This window comes from Streptomyces sp. NPDC002144 (genome assembly GCF_053593695.1).
On the sequence record NZ_JBSFDB010000001.1, the window covers coordinates 208,586 to 224,742 of the forward strand.

14 protein-coding genes and 1 tRNA gene are annotated in these 16,157 nt (G+C 73.1%); 6 read left to right on the forward strand and 9 right to left on the reverse strand.

Features of this window, described 5'->3' with window-relative positions:
• The first annotated feature begins 41 nt into the window (after positions 1-41).
• From ACWCQ1_RS00950 to ACWCQ1_RS00960, 3 genes are all read left to right on the forward strand, one after another.
• Positions 42-839 carry a maleate cis-trans isomerase family protein gene (locus tag ACWCQ1_RS00950; RefSeq protein WP_133046429.1) on the forward strand — a complete coding sequence of 266 codons (798 nt, stop codon included), beginning with the start codon at positions 42-44 and terminating at the stop codon, positions 837-839.
• Positions 836-1,567 carry a maleate cis-trans isomerase family protein gene (locus ACWCQ1_RS00955; protein ID WP_358593849.1) on the forward strand — a complete coding sequence of 244 codons (732 nt, stop codon included), beginning with the start codon at positions 836-838 and terminating at the stop codon, positions 1,565-1,567. Before ACWCQ1_RS00950 ends, ACWCQ1_RS00955 begins: the two co-directional genes overlap by 4 nt.
• Before the next feature lie 107 nt (positions 1,568-1,674).
• Positions 1,675-2,769, forward strand: a complete 1,095-nt coding sequence (locus ACWCQ1_RS00960; protein ID WP_451025544.1) for an LLM class flavin-dependent oxidoreductase — start codon at positions 1,675-1,677, stop codon at positions 2,767-2,769.
• On the opposite strand, the gene ACWCQ1_RS00965 is transcribed toward ACWCQ1_RS00960, so the two are convergent.
• Positions 2,742-4,547: a putative bifunctional diguanylate cyclase/phosphodiesterase gene (locus ACWCQ1_RS00965; RefSeq protein ID WP_358593847.1), complete on the reverse strand. Its 1,806-nt coding sequence runs from the start codon at positions 4,545-4,547 to the stop codon at positions 2,742-2,744. The two genes, ACWCQ1_RS00960 and ACWCQ1_RS00965, sit on opposite strands and share 28 nt — an antisense overlap.
• Before the next feature lie 283 nt (positions 4,548-4,830).
• Between ACWCQ1_RS00965 and ACWCQ1_RS00970 the strand changes: the two genes are divergently transcribed.
• A complete protein-coding gene (locus ACWCQ1_RS00970; RefSeq protein ID WP_358593846.1) occupies positions 4,831-6,150 on the forward strand; it encodes a M6 family metalloprotease domain-containing protein in 1,320 nt (439 codons plus the stop codon).
• A gap of 373 nt (positions 6,151-6,523) precedes the next feature.
• Here the strand turns inward: ACWCQ1_RS00970 and ACWCQ1_RS00975 are convergent.
• From ACWCQ1_RS00975 to ACWCQ1_RS01005, 7 genes are all read right to left on the reverse strand, one after another.
• A tRNA-Lys gene (locus ACWCQ1_RS00975) sits at positions 6,524-6,597 on the reverse strand.
• Complete coding sequence (locus tag ACWCQ1_RS00980; protein WP_133046398.1) at positions 6,588-7,175, reverse strand: bifunctional DNA primase/polymerase; 588 nt, start codon at positions 7,173-7,175, stop codon at positions 6,588-6,590. Before ACWCQ1_RS00980 ends, ACWCQ1_RS00975 begins: the two co-directional genes overlap by 10 nt.
• A gap of 130 nt (positions 7,176-7,305) precedes the next feature.
• Entirely contained in the window at positions 7,306-7,671 is a 366-nt protein-coding gene (locus tag ACWCQ1_RS00985) for a hypothetical protein (RefSeq protein ID WP_133046399.1), read from the reverse strand.
• A gap of 320 nt (positions 7,672-7,991) precedes the next feature.
• Positions 7,992-9,326 carry an AAA family ATPase gene (locus tag ACWCQ1_RS00990; protein WP_451025545.1) on the reverse strand — a complete coding sequence of 445 codons (1,335 nt, stop codon included), beginning with the start codon at positions 9,324-9,326 and terminating at the stop codon, positions 7,992-7,994.
• Positions 9,323-10,924, reverse strand: coding sequence for a hypothetical protein (locus ACWCQ1_RS00995; protein WP_451025546.1), 1,602 nt, complete (start codon positions 10,922-10,924; stop codon positions 9,323-9,325). The genes ACWCQ1_RS00990 and ACWCQ1_RS00995 overlap by 4 nt, the downstream gene beginning before the upstream one ends.
• Positions 10,915-12,066, reverse strand: coding sequence for a hypothetical protein (locus ACWCQ1_RS01000; RefSeq protein WP_451025547.1), 1,152 nt, complete (start codon positions 12,064-12,066; stop codon positions 10,915-10,917). Before ACWCQ1_RS01000 ends, ACWCQ1_RS00995 begins: the two co-directional genes overlap by 10 nt.
• Positions 12,017-12,964, reverse strand: a complete 948-nt coding sequence (locus tag ACWCQ1_RS01005; protein WP_451025548.1) for a phosphatase PAP2 family protein — start codon at positions 12,962-12,964, stop codon at positions 12,017-12,019. Before ACWCQ1_RS01005 ends, ACWCQ1_RS01000 begins: the two co-directional genes overlap by 50 nt.
• A 194-nt stretch (positions 12,965-13,158) precedes the next feature.
• Here ACWCQ1_RS01005 and ACWCQ1_RS01010 point away from each other — a divergent pair, with 194 nt between their 5' ends.
• Complete coding sequence (locus tag ACWCQ1_RS01010; protein WP_358593840.1) at positions 13,159-13,755, forward strand: histidine phosphatase family protein; 597 nt, start codon at positions 13,159-13,161, stop codon at positions 13,753-13,755.
• 232 nt (positions 13,756-13,987) lie between these two features.
• Here the strand turns inward: ACWCQ1_RS01010 and ACWCQ1_RS01015 are convergent, their stop codons facing one another.
• Complete coding sequence (locus ACWCQ1_RS01015; RefSeq protein WP_451025549.1) at positions 13,988-15,433, reverse strand: hypothetical protein; 1,446 nt, start codon at positions 15,431-15,433, stop codon at positions 13,988-13,990.
• Between the two features lie 272 nt (positions 15,434-15,705).
• On the opposite strand from ACWCQ1_RS01015, the gene ACWCQ1_RS01020 reads away from it, so the two are divergent.
• Positions 15,706-16,137, forward strand: coding sequence for a hypothetical protein (locus tag ACWCQ1_RS01020; protein WP_358593839.1), 432 nt, complete (start codon positions 15,706-15,708; stop codon positions 16,135-16,137).
• Positions 16,138-16,157: the final 20 nt, after the last annotated feature.

Consider the following 16,157-nt stretch of genomic DNA (forward strand, 5'->3'; position numbering starts at 1 on the left):
CCGTTGCTCACCCCTTTCTCACAGTGAGGGCGGTGGCCGTCATGGACGTGTCCTTCCTGGGTGGTCCCCGGCCGCAGCGCGGTGTCGGAGTCGTCGCCCCGTTCGACTTCGCCCTGGACCGCGAGCTGTGGCGCTGGGTCCCCGACGAGGTGTCGCTGCACCTCACCCGCACCCCGTACGTCCCGGTCGAGGTCAGCCTCGACCTGGCCCGGCTGGTCAGCGAACACCAGACGCTGGACGACGCGGTGCGCACCCTCACCGCGATCACCCCCGAGGTCGTCGCCTACGCCTGCACCTCCGGCAGCTTCGTCGGCGGGATCGCCGGGGAGCGGGCGATGTGCGCGGCGATGACCCGGGCCGGCGCGGTCCCCTCGGTCACCACCTCGGGCGCGCTCCTTCAGGCCCTGGCGGCGCTCGGCGCGCGGCGGGTCGCGCTGGTCACGCCGTACACCGGGTCCGTCACAAGCGCGCTGGAGGAGTACCTCGCGGAGGCGGGGGCCGAGGTCACCGGGTGCGCGTACATGGGTCTGACCCGGCACATCTGGAAGGTGCCGTACCGCGATGTGGTCGCCATGGCGCACCGGGCGGTCCGGCGCGCCACCGACGTGCTGTTCATCAGCTGCACCAACCTGCCGACCTATGACGTCATCCCGCAGCTGGAGGCCGAACTGCGCATCCCGGTCATCTCGGCCAACCAGGTGACCATGTGGGCCGCGCTGGCCCGAATGGGTACCCGGGCGGTGGGACCGTATCAGGCGCTGATCGATCCGGCGGCGCGCTCCGGTCCCGTGGTGCCGGAACTCCCGGACGGTGAACAGCAGCAGGAAGGCAGGTCATGACCGCACTCGGATTCCTCTACCCGGGGCACTCCGCCGAGGACGACTACCCGCGCATCGAGCAACTGCTCGGCAGCGACATCCGCCTCGACGTCGTCCACACCGACATCGGTACGGACGCCCACCGGGTGGACGCCCTGCGGGAGATGGGCTCGGCCGAGCGGCTGGCGGCGGGCGTCGACGAACTGCGCATGGCGGGCGCCGAATCGGTGGTCTGGGCGTGCACCAGCGGCAGCTTCGTATACGGCTGGGAGGGCGCCCACGAGCAGGTGCGCACCCTCGCCGTCACGGCCGGGATGCCCGCCTCCTCCACGTCCTTCGCCTTCGTCCACGCGCTGGGCGAGCTGGGCGTACGCAAGGTGGCGGTCGCCGCGACCTACCCCGAGGACGTCGCGGAGCTCTTCGCGGACTTCCTGCGCGCGGGGGGCGTCGAGGTCACCTCCGTCCGCGGCGCCGGCATCGTCACCGCCGCCGAGGTCGCCACCTGGGGCGAGGCGGAGATCCATCTGCTGGCCCGCGAGGCCGACGGCCCGGACGCCGAGGCCCTGCTTCTCCCGGACACGGCCCTGCACACGGCGGCCCACATCCCGGCCCTGGAGAAGGAGCTGGGCAAACCGGTCCTCACCGCCAACCAGGTCACGGTCTGGGAGGGCCTTCGCCTCGCGGACCGCCGGGTGAACGCGCCGATGATGGGGTCGCTGTTCACCAGGGAGCCGCTCGTGCAGGTGTGAGCGCCCCTCGCCGATCGTCGGGCGTCGGGATCGCCGGGAATAAAGCGGAGACCGCCTCCTGTTAGCGGTGCGGGCATACCGCGTCGCACCAACAGGAGGCACCCACCGTGACGGCAGACGAGATCCGGGGCACCGTACAGGGCACCGCCCCCGTCCCCCTCTCCGTACTGGACCTGGTCACCGTAGGCGCGGGCAGCACCGCCACCGACGCGCTGCGCACCAGCGTCGAACTGTCCCGGTACGCCGAGTCCCGCGGCTTCCACCGCTACTGGGTCGCCGAGCACCACTCCATGCCGGGTGTGGCCTCCTCCTCCCCGGCCGTGATCCTCGCCCACCTCGCCGCCCACACGGACCGCATCCGCCTCGGCTCCGGCGGCGTGATGCTCCCCAACCACGCACCCCTGGTGATCGCCGAGCAGTTCGGCACGCTGGAGGCGCTGGCGCCGGGCCGCGTCGACCTGGGCCTCGGCCGCGCCCCCGGCACCGACGGCGCCACGGCCGCCGCCCTGCGCCGCACCGAGCGGCTCAACGAGGGCGCCGACGACTTCCCCGAGCAGCTCGCCGAGCTGACCCGTTTCCTGGACGACGACTTCCCGGACGGCCACCCCTACCGCCGCATCCACGCCGTGCCCGGCCCCGTGCAGTCCACCTCCCCCGGCGGCGGGCAGTCCCCGCACCGGCCGCCGATCTGGCTCCTTGGCTCCTCCGGCTTCAGCGCCCGCCTGGCCGGCGTCCTCGGCCTGCCCTTCGCCTTCGCGCACCACTTCTCCGCGCAGAACACCGTCCCGGCCCTGGAGCTGTACCGGGAGTCCTTCCGCCCCTCCGACGTCCTGGACGAGCCCTACGCCCTCATCGGCGTCTCCGTCCTCGCCACGGACGACCCGGCGGAGGCCCGCCGCCAGACCCGCGCGATGGCCCTGAACATGATCCGGCTGCGCACCGGCCGGCCGGGCCTGTTCCCCGACCCGGACGAGGCGGAGAAGCACGAGTTCAGCCCGTACGAGGAGGAGTTCGTCGCGTCCTGGACCTCGAACATCGAGCACGGCACGGCCGACGAGGTCGTCGCCGGTCTGGACGCCCTCCACAAGCGCACCGGCGCCGACGAGTTGATGCTCACCTCGCACGCCCACCGCGGCGAGGTGCGACTGCGCTCCTACGAACTCGTCGCGGACGCCTACGGGTTGCCGACCGCCTCGGTCTGAGTCCCCATCAACTCGCCGATCCGCTCGGGCGACACCGGCCGTGAGTACAGCCAGCCCTGGCCGGTGTCGCAGCCGATGCGGCGCAGCCGGGTCGCCTGGGCCGAGGTCTCCACGCACTCCGCGGTGACCGTCAGGCCCAGCCGGTGGGCGAGTTGGATCATCGCCTCGACAACGACCTCGTCGGCCGGATTGGGCGCCACCGTCCCCTCCTTGTCGCCCTCGTACTGGAAGCCGCGGACGAAGGAGCCGTCCAGCTTCAGCACCGACACCGGCAGACGGCTGAGGTAGGCCAGGTTGGAGTAGCCGGTGCCGAAGTCGTCGATGGCGATGCGGACGCCCATGTCGCTGAGCGCCTGCAGGGCCTGCAGCGGGCGGCCCGCGGAGCCCATCACGGCCGACTCGGTCAGCTCCAGCTGCAGCAGCCCCGGTGCCAGGTCCGTCTCCGCGAGGGTCTGGGCGACGTCCGCGACCAGGTCGGAGTCCCAGACCTGGCGGACGGCCACGTTGACGCTGACGAACAGCGGCGGGTCCTCGGGGTGGTCGAGCTGCCAGCGCCGGGCCTGGCGGCAGGCCGTGCGCAGCACCCACAGGCCGAGCGGCACGATCGAGCCGTCCTCCTCGGCCAGTCCGATGAACCGATTCGGCGTCAGGACACCGAACTGCGGATGGTTCCAACGGACCAGCGCCTCCACGCCGTTGACCCGCCCGTCCTCCATGCCCACCAGCGGCTGGTACTCCAGCACGAACTCACCGCGCTCGATGGCGGGGCGGAGATGGGAGGCGAGGGCCTGACGGGTCATGCGGTGGGCGTTGCGCTCCGGGTCGAACAGCGTCCAGCGTGCCTTCCCGTCGGCCTTGGCCCAGTAGAGGGTGGTGTCGGCCGCCTGCATCAGGGCGGTCGGGCTGGTGCCGGCCGCGTGCCGCTCCACGACCCCGATCGAGGCCGACACCGACAGCCGCTGACCGGCGAGGTCGAAGGGCGCCTGGACCGCCTTCAGGACGGACTCGGCGAGGTCGGCGAGCTGCTCGGTACCCGTCGAGTCCTCGACCAGCAGGGCGAATTCGTCGCCTCCGAGTCTGGCCACCAGCGGTGCGCTCGCTCTGGCGTACCCGGCCTCGTCCGCGCACCGCGTCAGCCGTTCGGCGACGGCGGCCAGCAGCCGGTCGCCGACACGGTGGCCGAGGGTGTCGTTGATGGCCTTGAAGCCGTCCAGGTCCAGATAGCACAGGCCGATCCGCCCGGTGCCGCTCTCCTCGTACGACCCCGCCTCCAGCGCGGCCGTCAGTCGCTCGAAGAACAGAGTGCGGTTGGGCAGCCGGGTCACCGGGTCGTGCATCTGCAAGTGCCGCAGTCGGCCCTGGAGTTCACGCTGCGCGCTGATGTCGGTGACGGACAGCAGGACACCGTCCTCGCCGGCCGGCAGCGGGGCGACCACGACCTGGACCCAGACGGACTGACCGTCGGGGTGCTTCATGCGCCGGGTGCAGCGCAGCCGGGCCTCGCGGCCGCGCAGCACCTCGCGATAGGCGTGCCAGGTACGAGCGTCGGAGGCCAGGTCCACCAGATCGGCGGCGACCTTGCCGGTCAGCGCGTCCGGCGGGCTGCCGAGCAGCGCGCCGAACCCGTCGTTGGCGGTGACCACCAGGCCCTCGCGGTCGACGACCGCCATGGCGACGGAGGCGGTCCTGAAGACGGACCGATAGATGCTGTCACTCTCTGTTACGGCGCCCCGGTCGAGGTCTGCCGCGGGCGCCGGCCCTTCGGACGTTCCGCTCACCGCTAGCTCCCGCAGTGCACTCGATCTCTGTCCGTGCAGGAAAGTGTGCCGATCATAGAGGCAGACCCAAGGGCCTTCCAGCCACTGTCCAGTGTCCCGGATCCAGCGGCACATCTGACAGATCGTTTCTGCCCGCAGCTGGACGGGTTCATGGGTGCTGAGACCACTTGTGACGTTCCGTGAGCGATTCGGGGGTGTCGGATCTGAGGATCCGTCGGCCGGCTCACTCATCTGGGGCAGGCAAACAGGGCGTAGTACGACAAATATGCACAGGCTGGGTGCGGTGTCCCGTGTACCGCTCCCGGAGGTCCCTGTGCCGCGTCAGTTCCCGTTCTTGGCTCCCCCCAAGGGATTCCGGGGCCCCCGACTGCGCAGCACCGCCGCCGTGTGCACCACCCTGTCCGCGCTCGCCGCGACCTCCCTGTTCACCGGGCCGTCGGTCGCCGAGCCCTTCTCGTCGGTGCCGTGCGCCCTGCAGCGCACCGAGGCCCACCACTCCGAGGGCCTCGACACCTGGAACGCCGCGTATCCGCGCCCGACCCGCGCGCTGGACGCGGTGATGGTCTTCCTGTCCTTCCCCGGCTCGGCCCCGCGCACCACGCCGGCCCAGCTGACCGCCGACCACTTCCCGGCCACCACCCGCTTCTACGAGCGTGCCTCCTACGGCAGGTTCACCCTGCGTCCGCATCCCCTGCAGCGCTGGATCCGAATGCCGCACCCGGCGACCTCGTACGCCATACAGCGTGACTGGAACCCCGAGCGCCGCGCCGCCTATCTGCGCGACGCGCTCGCCGCCGCCGACCCACGCGTCGACTTCTCCCGCTACGACGTCGTCTACTTCGTCGCCGACCCGGACGCGCCCGGCGTGGACTCGGACGCCACGAAGGTCGTCAACCTGGACGTCCCGCTGCGGGCGGACGGCCGGGACATCCGCCGCGTCGTCACGGTCTTCGAGAAGCATCCGCCGGACCGGCTGGTCCTCGCCCACGAGACCGGCCACGTCTTCGACCTGCCGGACCTCTACCACCGGCCGGTCGACGGCAAGGGCGACTGGGACACGTACGTCGGCGACTGGGACCTGATGGGCAGCCAGTTCGGACTGTCCCCGGACCTGTTCGGCTGGCACAAGTGGAAGCTGGGGTGGCTGGAGCCGCGGCAGGTGGTGTGCGTGCGGGAGTCCGGCACGACCCTGCTGACGCTGGAGCCGCTGGACGCGGCGCCGGGACCGCCGGTCACGGGAGCTGCCGGGACGCCCGCCTTCGGGCTCGGGCGGGGCACCAAGCTCGCGGTCCTGCGGACCGGTCCCGACAGCGTGCTCGCCTTCGAGGCGCGCGAGCCGGCCGGCAACGACACGACGACCTGCCGCTCCGGCATCCTCGTCTACCGCGTCCGCAGCGGCGCCCCCTCCGGCGACGGCCCCATCCAGGTGATCGACGCCCACCCCCGCACCGAGGCCTGCTGGGAGAACTCCGTCTACCCACCCCTTGCCGACGCCCCCATCGCCCCCGGCGAGACCTTCACGATCCCGGACACCAAGGTCCACGTCCAGGCGGAGGGGCGGACGGTCGCGGGGGAGTGGACGGTGAGGATCACGGACGGGTAGCCCTCGGCGGGGGGCTGCCGGGCCGACGTATGCCCGGGGAGTGGACGGTGAGGATCACGAACGGGGAGCTCTCGGCGGACGGCCGCCGGGCCGACGCCTGCCGGGGGTGTGGGTGGCGGAGCCCCCACGACGCGCGGCGAAGCCGCGCAGAAACGACGATGGCGAGACCGTTCGCGCTTTCCGCGAACATGCCTCGCCATCGACATCGTGCGCCGCCAGGGACTCGAACCCCGGACCCGCTGATGCTGCATCCCCCGGGGGATAACCCCCGGACCCCCAGCCGCTCCTGCCGTGCCGATGAGAATCCGGTACCGGTGGGGACTCGCCTCGATGGCGAAGGCCCCCCGCGTCTGCGAGGGGCCTTCACTGTCTGTGCGCCGCCAGGGACTCGAACCCCGGACCCGCTGATTAAGAGTCAGCTGCTCTAACCAACTGAGCTAGCGGCGCCTGCTGACGTCGTAGACCTTAGCATCCTGATCGGCGGGAGGAAAAATCGATATGCGGACGGCGGCTCGGGCCGCCCTTACCGCAGCCCAGAGCACGATTTCGGGGCCCGGCAGCCAGGGGCGACGGGTGTCGGGGGCGACCAGCCAGCGGGAGGTCGAGGGGGCGGCGGTGCCCAGCGGGGCCGGCACGGTCACCGCGTCACCGGGGCCGTGACACAGCAGCGGCGGGATCGCGCCCGTACGGCCGAACTCCTCCCAGCCCAGCAGCGACGGCAGCCGCTGGGCCGTGCCCGGCGCGGCGAACAGCAGCATGCGGCCCCGGAAGGCCGCGACCGGGCCGGAGCCCGGCCCCTCGTCCCACAGCCGGTCGACCATCCGGCGCCCGAAGACCGCGGGCGCGTTGACGACGTCGAAGACGGAGCCGCAGGCGAGGACCACCGGGGCGTGCGGGCGCTCCTCCCAGAGGGCGAGCGTGCTGCGCGGATACGTTCCGGCGGAGGCGAGCCAGGCGGCTCCGTCCGGGGTGACCCCGCAGGCGTCGAGGCCGTCGGAGAACGGGTCGATGCGTTCACTGCTCATGGAGGACATGTCTACCGGCTGTGAACGGGTGGTTTCCGAGGGTTGCCGGAATCCGGGACAGCGGCGGGCGGGAGCGGGTATCTTGCCCGCCTGGCATATGCCAAACCGAAGCGAGCCGTATTCAGACTGCTCAGACGGGGTCGGCGGACCCGGCACCCTCGACCCCACGCATCAGGTCCCGGCCGAACTCGACCATCTTCTTGGCGTAGTCCTCGGTCCATTCGGCCCGCTCCGCGATGTCCGCCGGCGTCAGCCGGTCGAAGCGGCGCGGGTCGGCGAGCTGCGCTGCCGCCATCGCCTGGAACTCCACGGCCCGGTCGGCCGCCGCGCGGAACGCCTGCGCCAGCTCCGTCGAGCGGGCCAGCAGGGCGCGGGGGTCGTCGATGGACTCCAGGTCGAAGAAGTGCTCCGGATCGGCGGCCGCCTCGGCGGGCTCGAAAAGCAGGGGCGCGGGGCGCAGCCGCGGTTCGTTCCGACGCGGCGTCTGCTCCGCCATGTCTTCTCCTCCTCGTACGTCGCGGAAGACCCTCCTGTGCACGGGCCACCGTCCATTGTCCCGCGCCCATGCAAGAGGGCCCCGATTCCCCCGGCCTGCATCGAGCGGGTGCTGTGCTGATCGCCTGTCCTGGTGCAGCCGGGCGGGTGATCAGGGCTGCCAGGGCACCCGGTGTTCCGCCAACCGTGCCAGTACCGCGTGGTTCGCTTCCCAGCCGTCCGGGGCTGTATTCATTGGCCGCCTCCGGCGGCGGGCCGGACTCCGTCCGGCGGGTGGGGGTGTTGTGCTGATCGCCTGTCCTGGTGGAGCCGGGCGGGTGATCAGGGCTGCCAGGGCACCCGGTGTTCCGCCAACCGTGCCAGTACCGCGTGGTTGGCCTCCCAGCCGTCCGGGAACTTCACCAGGGTTCCCAGCTGGACCGGTTCCGTGGACGGGTAGTCGTCCAGCAGGTCGCCGACGCCGCCTCGGCAGACCACGATGCAGGCGTGGCGGTGGCGGGAGGTCAGGACGCACAGGCGGCCCGTCTCCAGGTGGAACGCGGTGGCGTCGGGGCGCCCGGAGAGCGGGTGCAGGATCACCGTGACGTCGAACTCCATGCCCTGCAGCCGGTTCGCAGTGTCCACGGTGACGTCCGCGACGCCCAGCTCCGCCAGGGCCGCCCGCACGGCCGCCGCCTGGTCGCGGTGGGCCGTGCCGACGGCGATGCGGCCGGCGGTGAGAGGGGCGGGGACGGGTGAGCGTTCCGACGTCGCCGCACCCTCCCGGTCCAGCAGCCGCCGTACCACCGTCGCCACCGCCCGCACCGCCTCCGGATCCGTGCGCGGGGTGTGCCGCTCGGGCAGCTCCAGCAGGCCCCAGCCCGACTCGGCGGCCGCGTCGATCACCCGGTCGGGGCCGGAGCCGTCCGAGGGAACGGCGAAGGAGAGACGGCGGTCGTCGTGGTCCGTGCCGCTGCGGAAGGGCGTGTACGGGTAGAAGGCGTCCGAGACCAGCGGGGCCGCGGAGGCCGGGAGCCGCCAGGAGACCGGCAGGCGGTGCTGAGGAAGTTCCGGGTTGTGGGCCAGGAGAGTGGTCACGGCGGAGGCCGAGGGGTCGTACGACAGCCCCGCCCACTGCTCGCTGCCCACGATCGAGAAGGGGTCCAGCTGACCCGGATCGCCCACGAACAGCGCCCGCTCGAACAGCCCCGCCACCGCGAGCAGCGAGTCCGAGCGCATCTGGTACGCCTCGTCGACGATCGCGTGCCGCCACGGCTCGTCGGCCTTCACATGCGCCCACTTCGCGGCCGTGGAGATCACCACCGGGAGCCCCGCCAGCTCGGCCGCCTTCGCCGACTTGCGCACGTGCGGCAGCTCGTCCAGCGCCTTGTCGTACGGGTCGGCGTCACTGCTGTGCAGCCGGCCGACCGGAAGCTGCGGGCTCTTCTCGGCGAGCCGGACGACGAGGTCGTCGACCTGCGCGTTGGTCTGCGCGACGATCATCAACGGGCGCCCGGCGTCGGCCAGTTCGAGCGCCGCGCGGACGACCAGCGTGGACTTGCCGGCGCCCGGCGGGGAGTCGACGACCACACCTCGGTGACTGCCGTGCAGCGTGTCGTGGAGGATCGCGTCGGTGGCCTCGGCGGCCGCCGCCCCGGGGTCGAGAACGGTGGTCACAGGACGTCCTCCGCGGTCAGGGGATCGGCCGCCTCGGCCACGGCCTCACCGGGCGGTCCGCCGTGCGTCCACGGCGTCTGCTCCGGATCGGGCAGCTTGGGGCCGCCGCGCTGCTCGTGCTCGAAGAGGGTGAAGCAGACCCGGTCGCCCTTCTCCGGGACCGAGCCGGGCTCCGGCTCCTTGCCGCGGCCCATCTTGTCGAGCACGCGCAGCACGACGAGCGTGCCGCCGTCCTCGGACTCCTCGGCGCCGACGAACTCGGCCGACTGCGGCTTGCCGTCCAGCGAGCGGTACGCCTTGGCCCGCTCGCCGAGGTGCGGCCGGTCGTCGGTGCGGATCGTGACCAGCGGGCGCGGGCTCGGCCGCTTGCTCTCGCTGTACGCCATCACGACCTCCGTGACCTCGCCCGCGAACGCCTCCCCGGACAGCCGTCGCCCCGCCATCACCAGCGGATCGTCGAGGGCCTCCTGCGCCTCCAGCCGGGCCTGCTCCCGCTCGCGCGAGGCGAGCTTGTTCGCGGCGGTGACCGCGTCGTCGCGGCGCGGCTGCGGAGGCTCGCCGGCCGTGACACGGTCGCGGTGGGCGGTGAACGACCAGCGGTCGCGCGTCCACCGCTCCTCGACATGCGCTCCCTCGGGCAGGGCACGCAGCAGGCCGAGGCCGTCCCACACCCGGTCCCAGGTGGGCCGGGTGACGCCCGCGATCAGGTCACGGATCTCCCGTTCCGCGGCGGTGAGTTCACCGAGCCGGTCGTCGGCCTCCAGACCGTCCTCGGCGGCGGCGAGTGCGGTCCGCGCGCGGTCGTAGCGCTCGATGGCCGGCGCGAGGAGCTTGTTGTCGAACGCGGGGTCGGTGGCCGGGCCCGCGGGCGGGCACAACAGTTGGTCACGGGGGCCGCGGGCGAGCTCGGCCCGCAGCGCCGCCTCCGCTCCGGACATGCCCTCGGGCGGGGCGATCCAGGCGAGCAGGGCCCCCAGGTGCTGGTCCTCCAGGGTGGACTGGCCGGTCGCCCAGTGCCGGGACAGCACGTCGGTCATGGCCAGCAGCAGGGACGAGCCGGGGACACGGGCGCGCTCCCCGAAGTGGGTCAGCCACCGGCCGAGCAGCGGCACGCGCGGGGGCGCCGGGTACGGGGTCTCCGGGTCCTGCTCCGCCGTACGGCGAAAGCGCATGGAGCGGCCGAGCAGCCGTACGAAGTCGATGCCGGCGCGGCTCGGGACGATCAACTGCGGGGCGTCGGCGCACAGTTCGACCTCGACCTTGACCCGCTTGCCGGTCTCCGGGTCGGTCTCGGTCCGCTCGGTCGCCTCCACGTCCTCGGCGTGGGCGTCGATGTACGGCAGTACGACGTCCGCCAGCTCGGCCAGGAACGTGAACCGCAGGTCCCGGTCGCGGGGCTGCGGCACGACGAGCAGCCGGGGCGCGTCCCGTTCGGTGCCGACGAGCGCGCCCAGCGGGGCACCGGCCTCACCGGCGGTGGTCAACGGCACGAAGACGAGCGGCCGCTCGGCCAGGTGCCGGTGCCGGACGGTGGCGGCGGGCTGCGCCCGCCCGGTACGGACGGCCTCCAGCCGGCTGAGCGTGGAGATCAGGGACATGGTGACTCTCCGGTCCGCGCCTGCGGCGCCATGGCTTTCAGTGCCTCCGCGCGCAGTTGGGCGGCCCTTCGCAGCGCTGCCACGGCAGGGTCCGTCGGGTCGCCGGCTGTGCCCTGGGCCGCCGCCCAGACCTCCTCGACGGTCGTCAGGCCGCCGAGTTCGGCGCGGACCGAGCGGCCGAGGGCGGTGACCGTGCCCGCCTCGCGGGAGCGGGCGCGGCAGTGGAAGGCCAGTTCGCAGGCGGACAGGCACTCGGGTGCGTAGGTCGCCGGGACCGACTCGACGGCCGCCGTCAGCTCCTCGGCGGGCAGGTCGGGGGAGAAGCACGTGCCCGCCGGGAGCGTGTCGGCGATGTCCTCGACGCGGGTGAGCCGGGCCAGTTGGCGGGCGGTGACCGCGCGCTGCTTGCGGACGTCGACGGCGGAGGCGGTCGGGAGGTTGGAGAAGTCCTTCGGGCAGACGAGCAGGACCCGCTGCCGTACCACCGGAGCCGGATCGAGGCGGGCGGCGACCTCCTCCAGGGCCAGGACGTACACCGCCGCCTGCCGGGCGGCCGCGCCGACCTTGGCCGCGTCCGCGGAACCGTCCAGCATCGGGAAGGACTTGATCTCGACGACCGTCCAGCTGCCGTCGGGGTGGACGACCACCGCGTCCGGCTCCAGGAAGGCGGGGGAGCCGGCGACGTCGAGGGCGAGCATCGGGTGGTCGAGGAGCGTCCAGCCGCCCGGCTCGGCGGAGGCCTCGCGCAGGGCCAGCGCCGTGCGGGCCGTGCGCCCCTCGGGGCCGGCCGCGGTGAGGTCGGGCACCTGCGCCCCGGTGGGCGGCTCGGCGGTGCGGTCCAGCTTCTCGTGCGCCAGCCGCAGCAGCTCCGCGCCGCCGTCCGCCTTGACCTTCGCCTCGAACGCGTTGCCCCGGGTGAAGGCGAACTGTGACTGCCCGAACACCGACGGGGAGCCCAGCGAACTCGCCAGCGTCGCCTTGTTCACCCCGGCGCCGTCCAGGATGGCGCGCCGTCTGCAGCCCGGGTTGGCGGCGAGGGCCGCCAGGGCACGGGCGTCCAGCGCCTTGGCCGGGACGTCGGGACCGCGCAGCTCAGCGAGCCGCTGCCGCAGCGCCTTCCCCCGCGTCCGAGGGAGAGGCACCAGGCTCGGCTCCGCTTCCGAACCGCGACTCGCGCTGCCGTGGAATTCGCTCACCCGCGGAAGTCTGGCATCCGCCACTGACAATTGAGGAACCTGCGACGCGAGAGCGCCCTGCGGCGAACGGCAGCCGCGCCTTCAACGCGTCCACGCCCCGCAGCACGTACGGCGTCAGGAACAGCCCGAGGCCCATCACGCAGGCGCCCGCGACCGCGTCCAGGAAGTAGTGGTTCGCGGTGCCCATGACCACGATCGTCGTCAGCAGCGGGTAGGCGACGGCGAGGACCCGGGTCGTACGCGTCCTGCCGTACTTCCACAGCATGACCCCGCACCACAGCGCCCAGCCCACGTGCAGACTCGGCATGGCCGCGTACTGGTTGGTCATGCCGCCGAGTCCCTTCGGGGCGCTCGCGGCACCGCCCCACCAGCCGTACGAGCTGTACTGGGCCATCGTGTCCACGAACCCGTGGCCCGCCGAGAGGAGACGGGGCGGACACGTCGGCAGCAGGGTGAAGCCGATCAGGCCCATGAAGGTGGACGTCATCAGCCAGGTGCGGGCCGCCCGGTAGTGCGCGGCGCGCGAGCGGAACAGCCAGATCAGGATGGCCGGGGTGACCAGGTAGTGCAGCGAGGCGTACCAGAAGTCCGCCGGGACGCCGAGCCACGCCTCGCGCGTGAAGAGCCGGTTGAGCGGGTGCTCGGCGTTGATGTGCAGCAACTTCTCGACGCGCAGGATCGCCAGGCCGTGGTCGATGGCGCCGGAGGTGTCACCGCGGGCGAGGAGCCGGCCGGCCGAGTAGCAGGCGTACACCAGCATGATCAGCGGCAGTTCGGTCCACCAGCGCAGACGGGTGGGCGGGGCCGCAGCCTCGGTGCCAGGTGTCGTCTCGGTCTTCGGCATCCGATCGCCTCCCCCTTCATCCTCGCGCGGCGTCCCGTGGTCGCGGGTCGTGCCACTTTACGGCGTACGCGTGCGCCCCCGTGGGGCGCCCCCGGCCCTCAAAGACGCAGAGATCGACCGTCGGGTTGCCCCAGGACAGCGTGCGCGATGATGGAGGGGTTCCGCCTGCGAATAACTCGGAAGGTCTCCTCCTCATGGCACCGCGCATCCTGCTGGCCCGGCACGGACAGACCGAGTGGTCGCTGTCCGGCAAGCACACCGGCAGGACCGACGTGCCCCTCCTGGAGGAGGGCCGGCGCGGCGCCAAGCTGCTCGGCGAACGTCTGCACCGCGCGCCCTTCGAGGGCCTGGCCGATGCCGAGGTGCGCACCAGCCCGCTGGCACGCGCGCGTGAGACGTGCGAACTCGCCGGGTTCGGGGAGCGGGCGGCCCTCTGGGACGCGCTGCTGGAGTGGGACTACGGGGCGTACGAGGGGATGACGCCGGAGGAGATCCAGGACGTCCGCCCGGGCTGGCTGATCTGGCGCGACGGCGTCCCGGACGGCGAGTCCCTGGACCGCGTGACCGCCCGGGCCGACGCGGTGGTGGAGTGGGCGCGCTCGGCGGACCGGGACGTGCTGGTCTTCGCGCACGGCCACATCCTGCGCACGATCGGCGCGCGCTGGCTGGACCTCCCGATCGACTTCGCGGCCCGCATCCGCCTCAACCCGACCTCACTGTCCGTACTGGGCTGGGCCTACGGCGAACCGGCCATCGAGAGCTGGAACGACTTGGGGCACTTGGGCGGCTAGCGCACAGACGCTGCCCGGGTGGCTGAGGCGGTGGCCGGGCGGTGACCGGTGGCGTGGTGCTGGCCGGGTGGGCCTGGCAGCGTCCGGGTGACGCGGCCGGTGCGCAGGCGGCGCGGGTGGTGCAGCGGCGCGGGTGGTACGGCGGCGCGGGTGGTGCGGGCGGCGGCCGGTGGGTCACACCGTGCCCGGGCGGCTCCGACCGTGCCCACGGCTCGGGCTGTGGCCGGGTGGGTCAGGGCGTGCGTGGTGATGAGGCGTGGCGGTCCAGGAATGCCGACACGCCCGACGCCCGTCGGTGCGGGAGCAGCACGCGTGCGGTGCCCGCCAGCATGGTCTGGATGCGGGACGACTGGACCTGGTCCAGCAGGTCCAGCACCCGCATCCCCGCCGCCGCGGCCTCGTCCGGCCGGCCGCCCCGCGCCAGGTCGTCCGCGAGTTCCGCCGTGTAGAGCGCGATGTTCCGCGTGAAGTGCGGGTCCTGCAGCTGCGCGGCGCGCCGGGCGTGGCGGGACGCGCGCGACCAGTCGCCCAGCGTCGACCAGCACTGCGCCTCCAGCCCTTCCAGCTCGGCCTCCCCGTAGAAGCTCATCCACTCGGGGTCGGCCTCCGAGGGGCCCCGATCGTAGAGGGCCTGCGCCCGGGCCAGGGACTGCTCGCAGCCGGTGCGGTCGGCGAGCCCCGCCCAGCCGCCCGCCTCGCGCAGCGCCAGCAGCGACATCAGCCGGGCCGAACCCAGCGAACGGCCCACGCGTTGCGCGGCCTGCGCCGCCCGCACCGCCTCGCGCGGCCGGCCGGCGTCCCGCGCGAGGAACGCCGTGTTGCAGAACGCGTGCGCCTCCAGGGCGTCGTCGCCGGTCATCCGGGCGGTCGCGAGCGCCTCCGCGTAGTGCGAGCGGGCGTCGTCGAACCGCCCGGAGTCGTGTGCCAGCCAGCCCACCGAGATGGCGAGTTCACCGGCGCCCGAGTGCAGCCGCTCGGCGGTCGTCTGCCGGGTCGCGCCGGCGTCGAGGAGCGCGTACGCGGCGCGCAGCGGCTGCGACGCGCGCCGGTAGAGCCCGTCCGCGCCGTGCCGGTCGTCGAGCAGCCGGATTCTGCGGACGGCCTCCTCGAGCGCGTACGCGTCGCTCGCCCCGGGGCGGCGCACGGGGCGCCCCGCGGCCGCGGCGTCGAAGGCGAGCCCGATGGGGCCCAGCGAGGCGGCGGCCACGGTGGCGCCCCCGGTCATGAATGCGCGACGCAGCACGTCGCTCTCCTCGTCATCGTCGTACAACTCGTCGTTCTGCGGGTGCGGTGTCTCATACGGCTCGTACGCCCCCTCGGTCTCACCGGACCCGCGCCCCCCGCCGGTCAGGTGGACGGGGGGCGCGTCCTCGGCGGCGTGCGCCCGGCGTCCGCGGACGGACGAGCGGGGTGCGAAGCCGAGGTCGGTGAGCGTGCGGCCGGGGAACATGTGCAGGAACACCCGTTCGTACGCGTAGTTGGGGCAGCGGATCTCGCCCGCCTCGACCCGGCCCACATAGCGCGCGTCACAGCTGACCCGCTCCCCGATCTCGCGGGCCGCCCGCCGTACCGCGGCGGCGAACTCGGCCGGTGAGCGCCTGCCGCGCAGTCGGCGGAAGGCCAGGTTCGGCCTGGGTGGCCGGGTGGGCTGGGACGAGGTCAGCTCTGACGACGCCATGGCCGGGTCCTCTCGTGCGAACCGTCGAACCATGCCGGGATTGCGGTGAGTTGTTCGAGTGGCTCCCCGTTTCCGGCGGGCAAGAACGTACCTGCTGTGTCGGACCCGCCACGCAGGGTTTGGCTACAAACCGGATATCTCATCCCGGATCTGCCATGAACTGCCATCCTTTGCGGCGGTCTTCCGCCGTTTCTGTTGACGCGCGCGTGCGTTGAACACTGCGGACCGGGAGCCGCCCGTCTCCCGACCCGCTTCGTTCAAGGAGGGGTTCCGTGGTGGAGGCCGGGATGCAGACGACGATGCCGCCGACGACGGCGGGGCACACACCGACTCCGGAGTACAGCGCGCCACCCCTGCCGGGCGGCGCCTGCGACCTCGTCACCGTGCCGGCCCGGCAGGGGCTGGAGGCCGTGGACATCCTGCGCCGGGGGGCCCGCGAGGCGGTCGGCCCCGTACTGCACGACGGCGGCGCCACCCTCGGCTTCCTGGTCCCGCCCGGTACGGCCGCCGCCTGGGACGTCCCGGGCAGCACCTGTACGGAGACCGACGGCCGCGGACTCACCCTGAACCCCGAGCCGCCCGTCGAGGGCTCCGACTGGCTGCTGCCCCCCGGCGCCTGCGACCTCGCGACCGACCCGACGGTCCTGCGCGCGGCCCTGGGCGAGGCGGCCCGCACGATCGAGGCGGCGGACAGCTGCCGGTGAGGCGGGCGGGGCCGACTTTC

Coding starts and splice junctions, on each gene's coding strand:
- ACWCQ1_RS00995 (WP_451025546.1), bottom strand. CDS start 10,924: ATGTCCCTGATCTCCACGCTCAGCCGGCTGGAGGCCGTCCGTACCGGG.
- ACWCQ1_RS00985 (WP_133046399.1), bottom strand. CDS start 7,671: ATGGCGGAGCAGACGCCGCGTCGGAACGAACCGCGGCTGCGCCCCGCG.
- ACWCQ1_RS01015 (WP_451025549.1), bottom strand. CDS start 15,433: ATGGCGTCGTCAGAGCTGACCTCGTCCCAGCCCACCCGGCCACCCAGG.
- ACWCQ1_RS00955 (WP_358593849.1), top strand. CDS start 836: ATGACCGCACTCGGATTCCTCTACCCGGGGCACTCCGCCGAGGACGAC.
- ACWCQ1_RS00950 (WP_133046429.1), top strand. CDS start 42: ATGGACGTGTCCTTCCTGGGTGGTCCCCGGCCGCAGCGCGGTGTCGGA.
- ACWCQ1_RS01010 (WP_358593840.1), top strand. CDS start 13,159: ATGGCACCGCGCATCCTGCTGGCCCGGCACGGACAGACCGAGTGGTCG.
- ACWCQ1_RS01005 (WP_451025548.1), bottom strand. CDS start 12,964: ATGCCGAAGACCGAGACGACACCTGGCACCGAGGCTGCGGCCCCGCCC.
- ACWCQ1_RS00980 (WP_133046398.1), bottom strand. CDS start 7,175: ATGAGCAGTGAACGCATCGACCCGTTCTCCGACGGCCTCGACGCCTGC.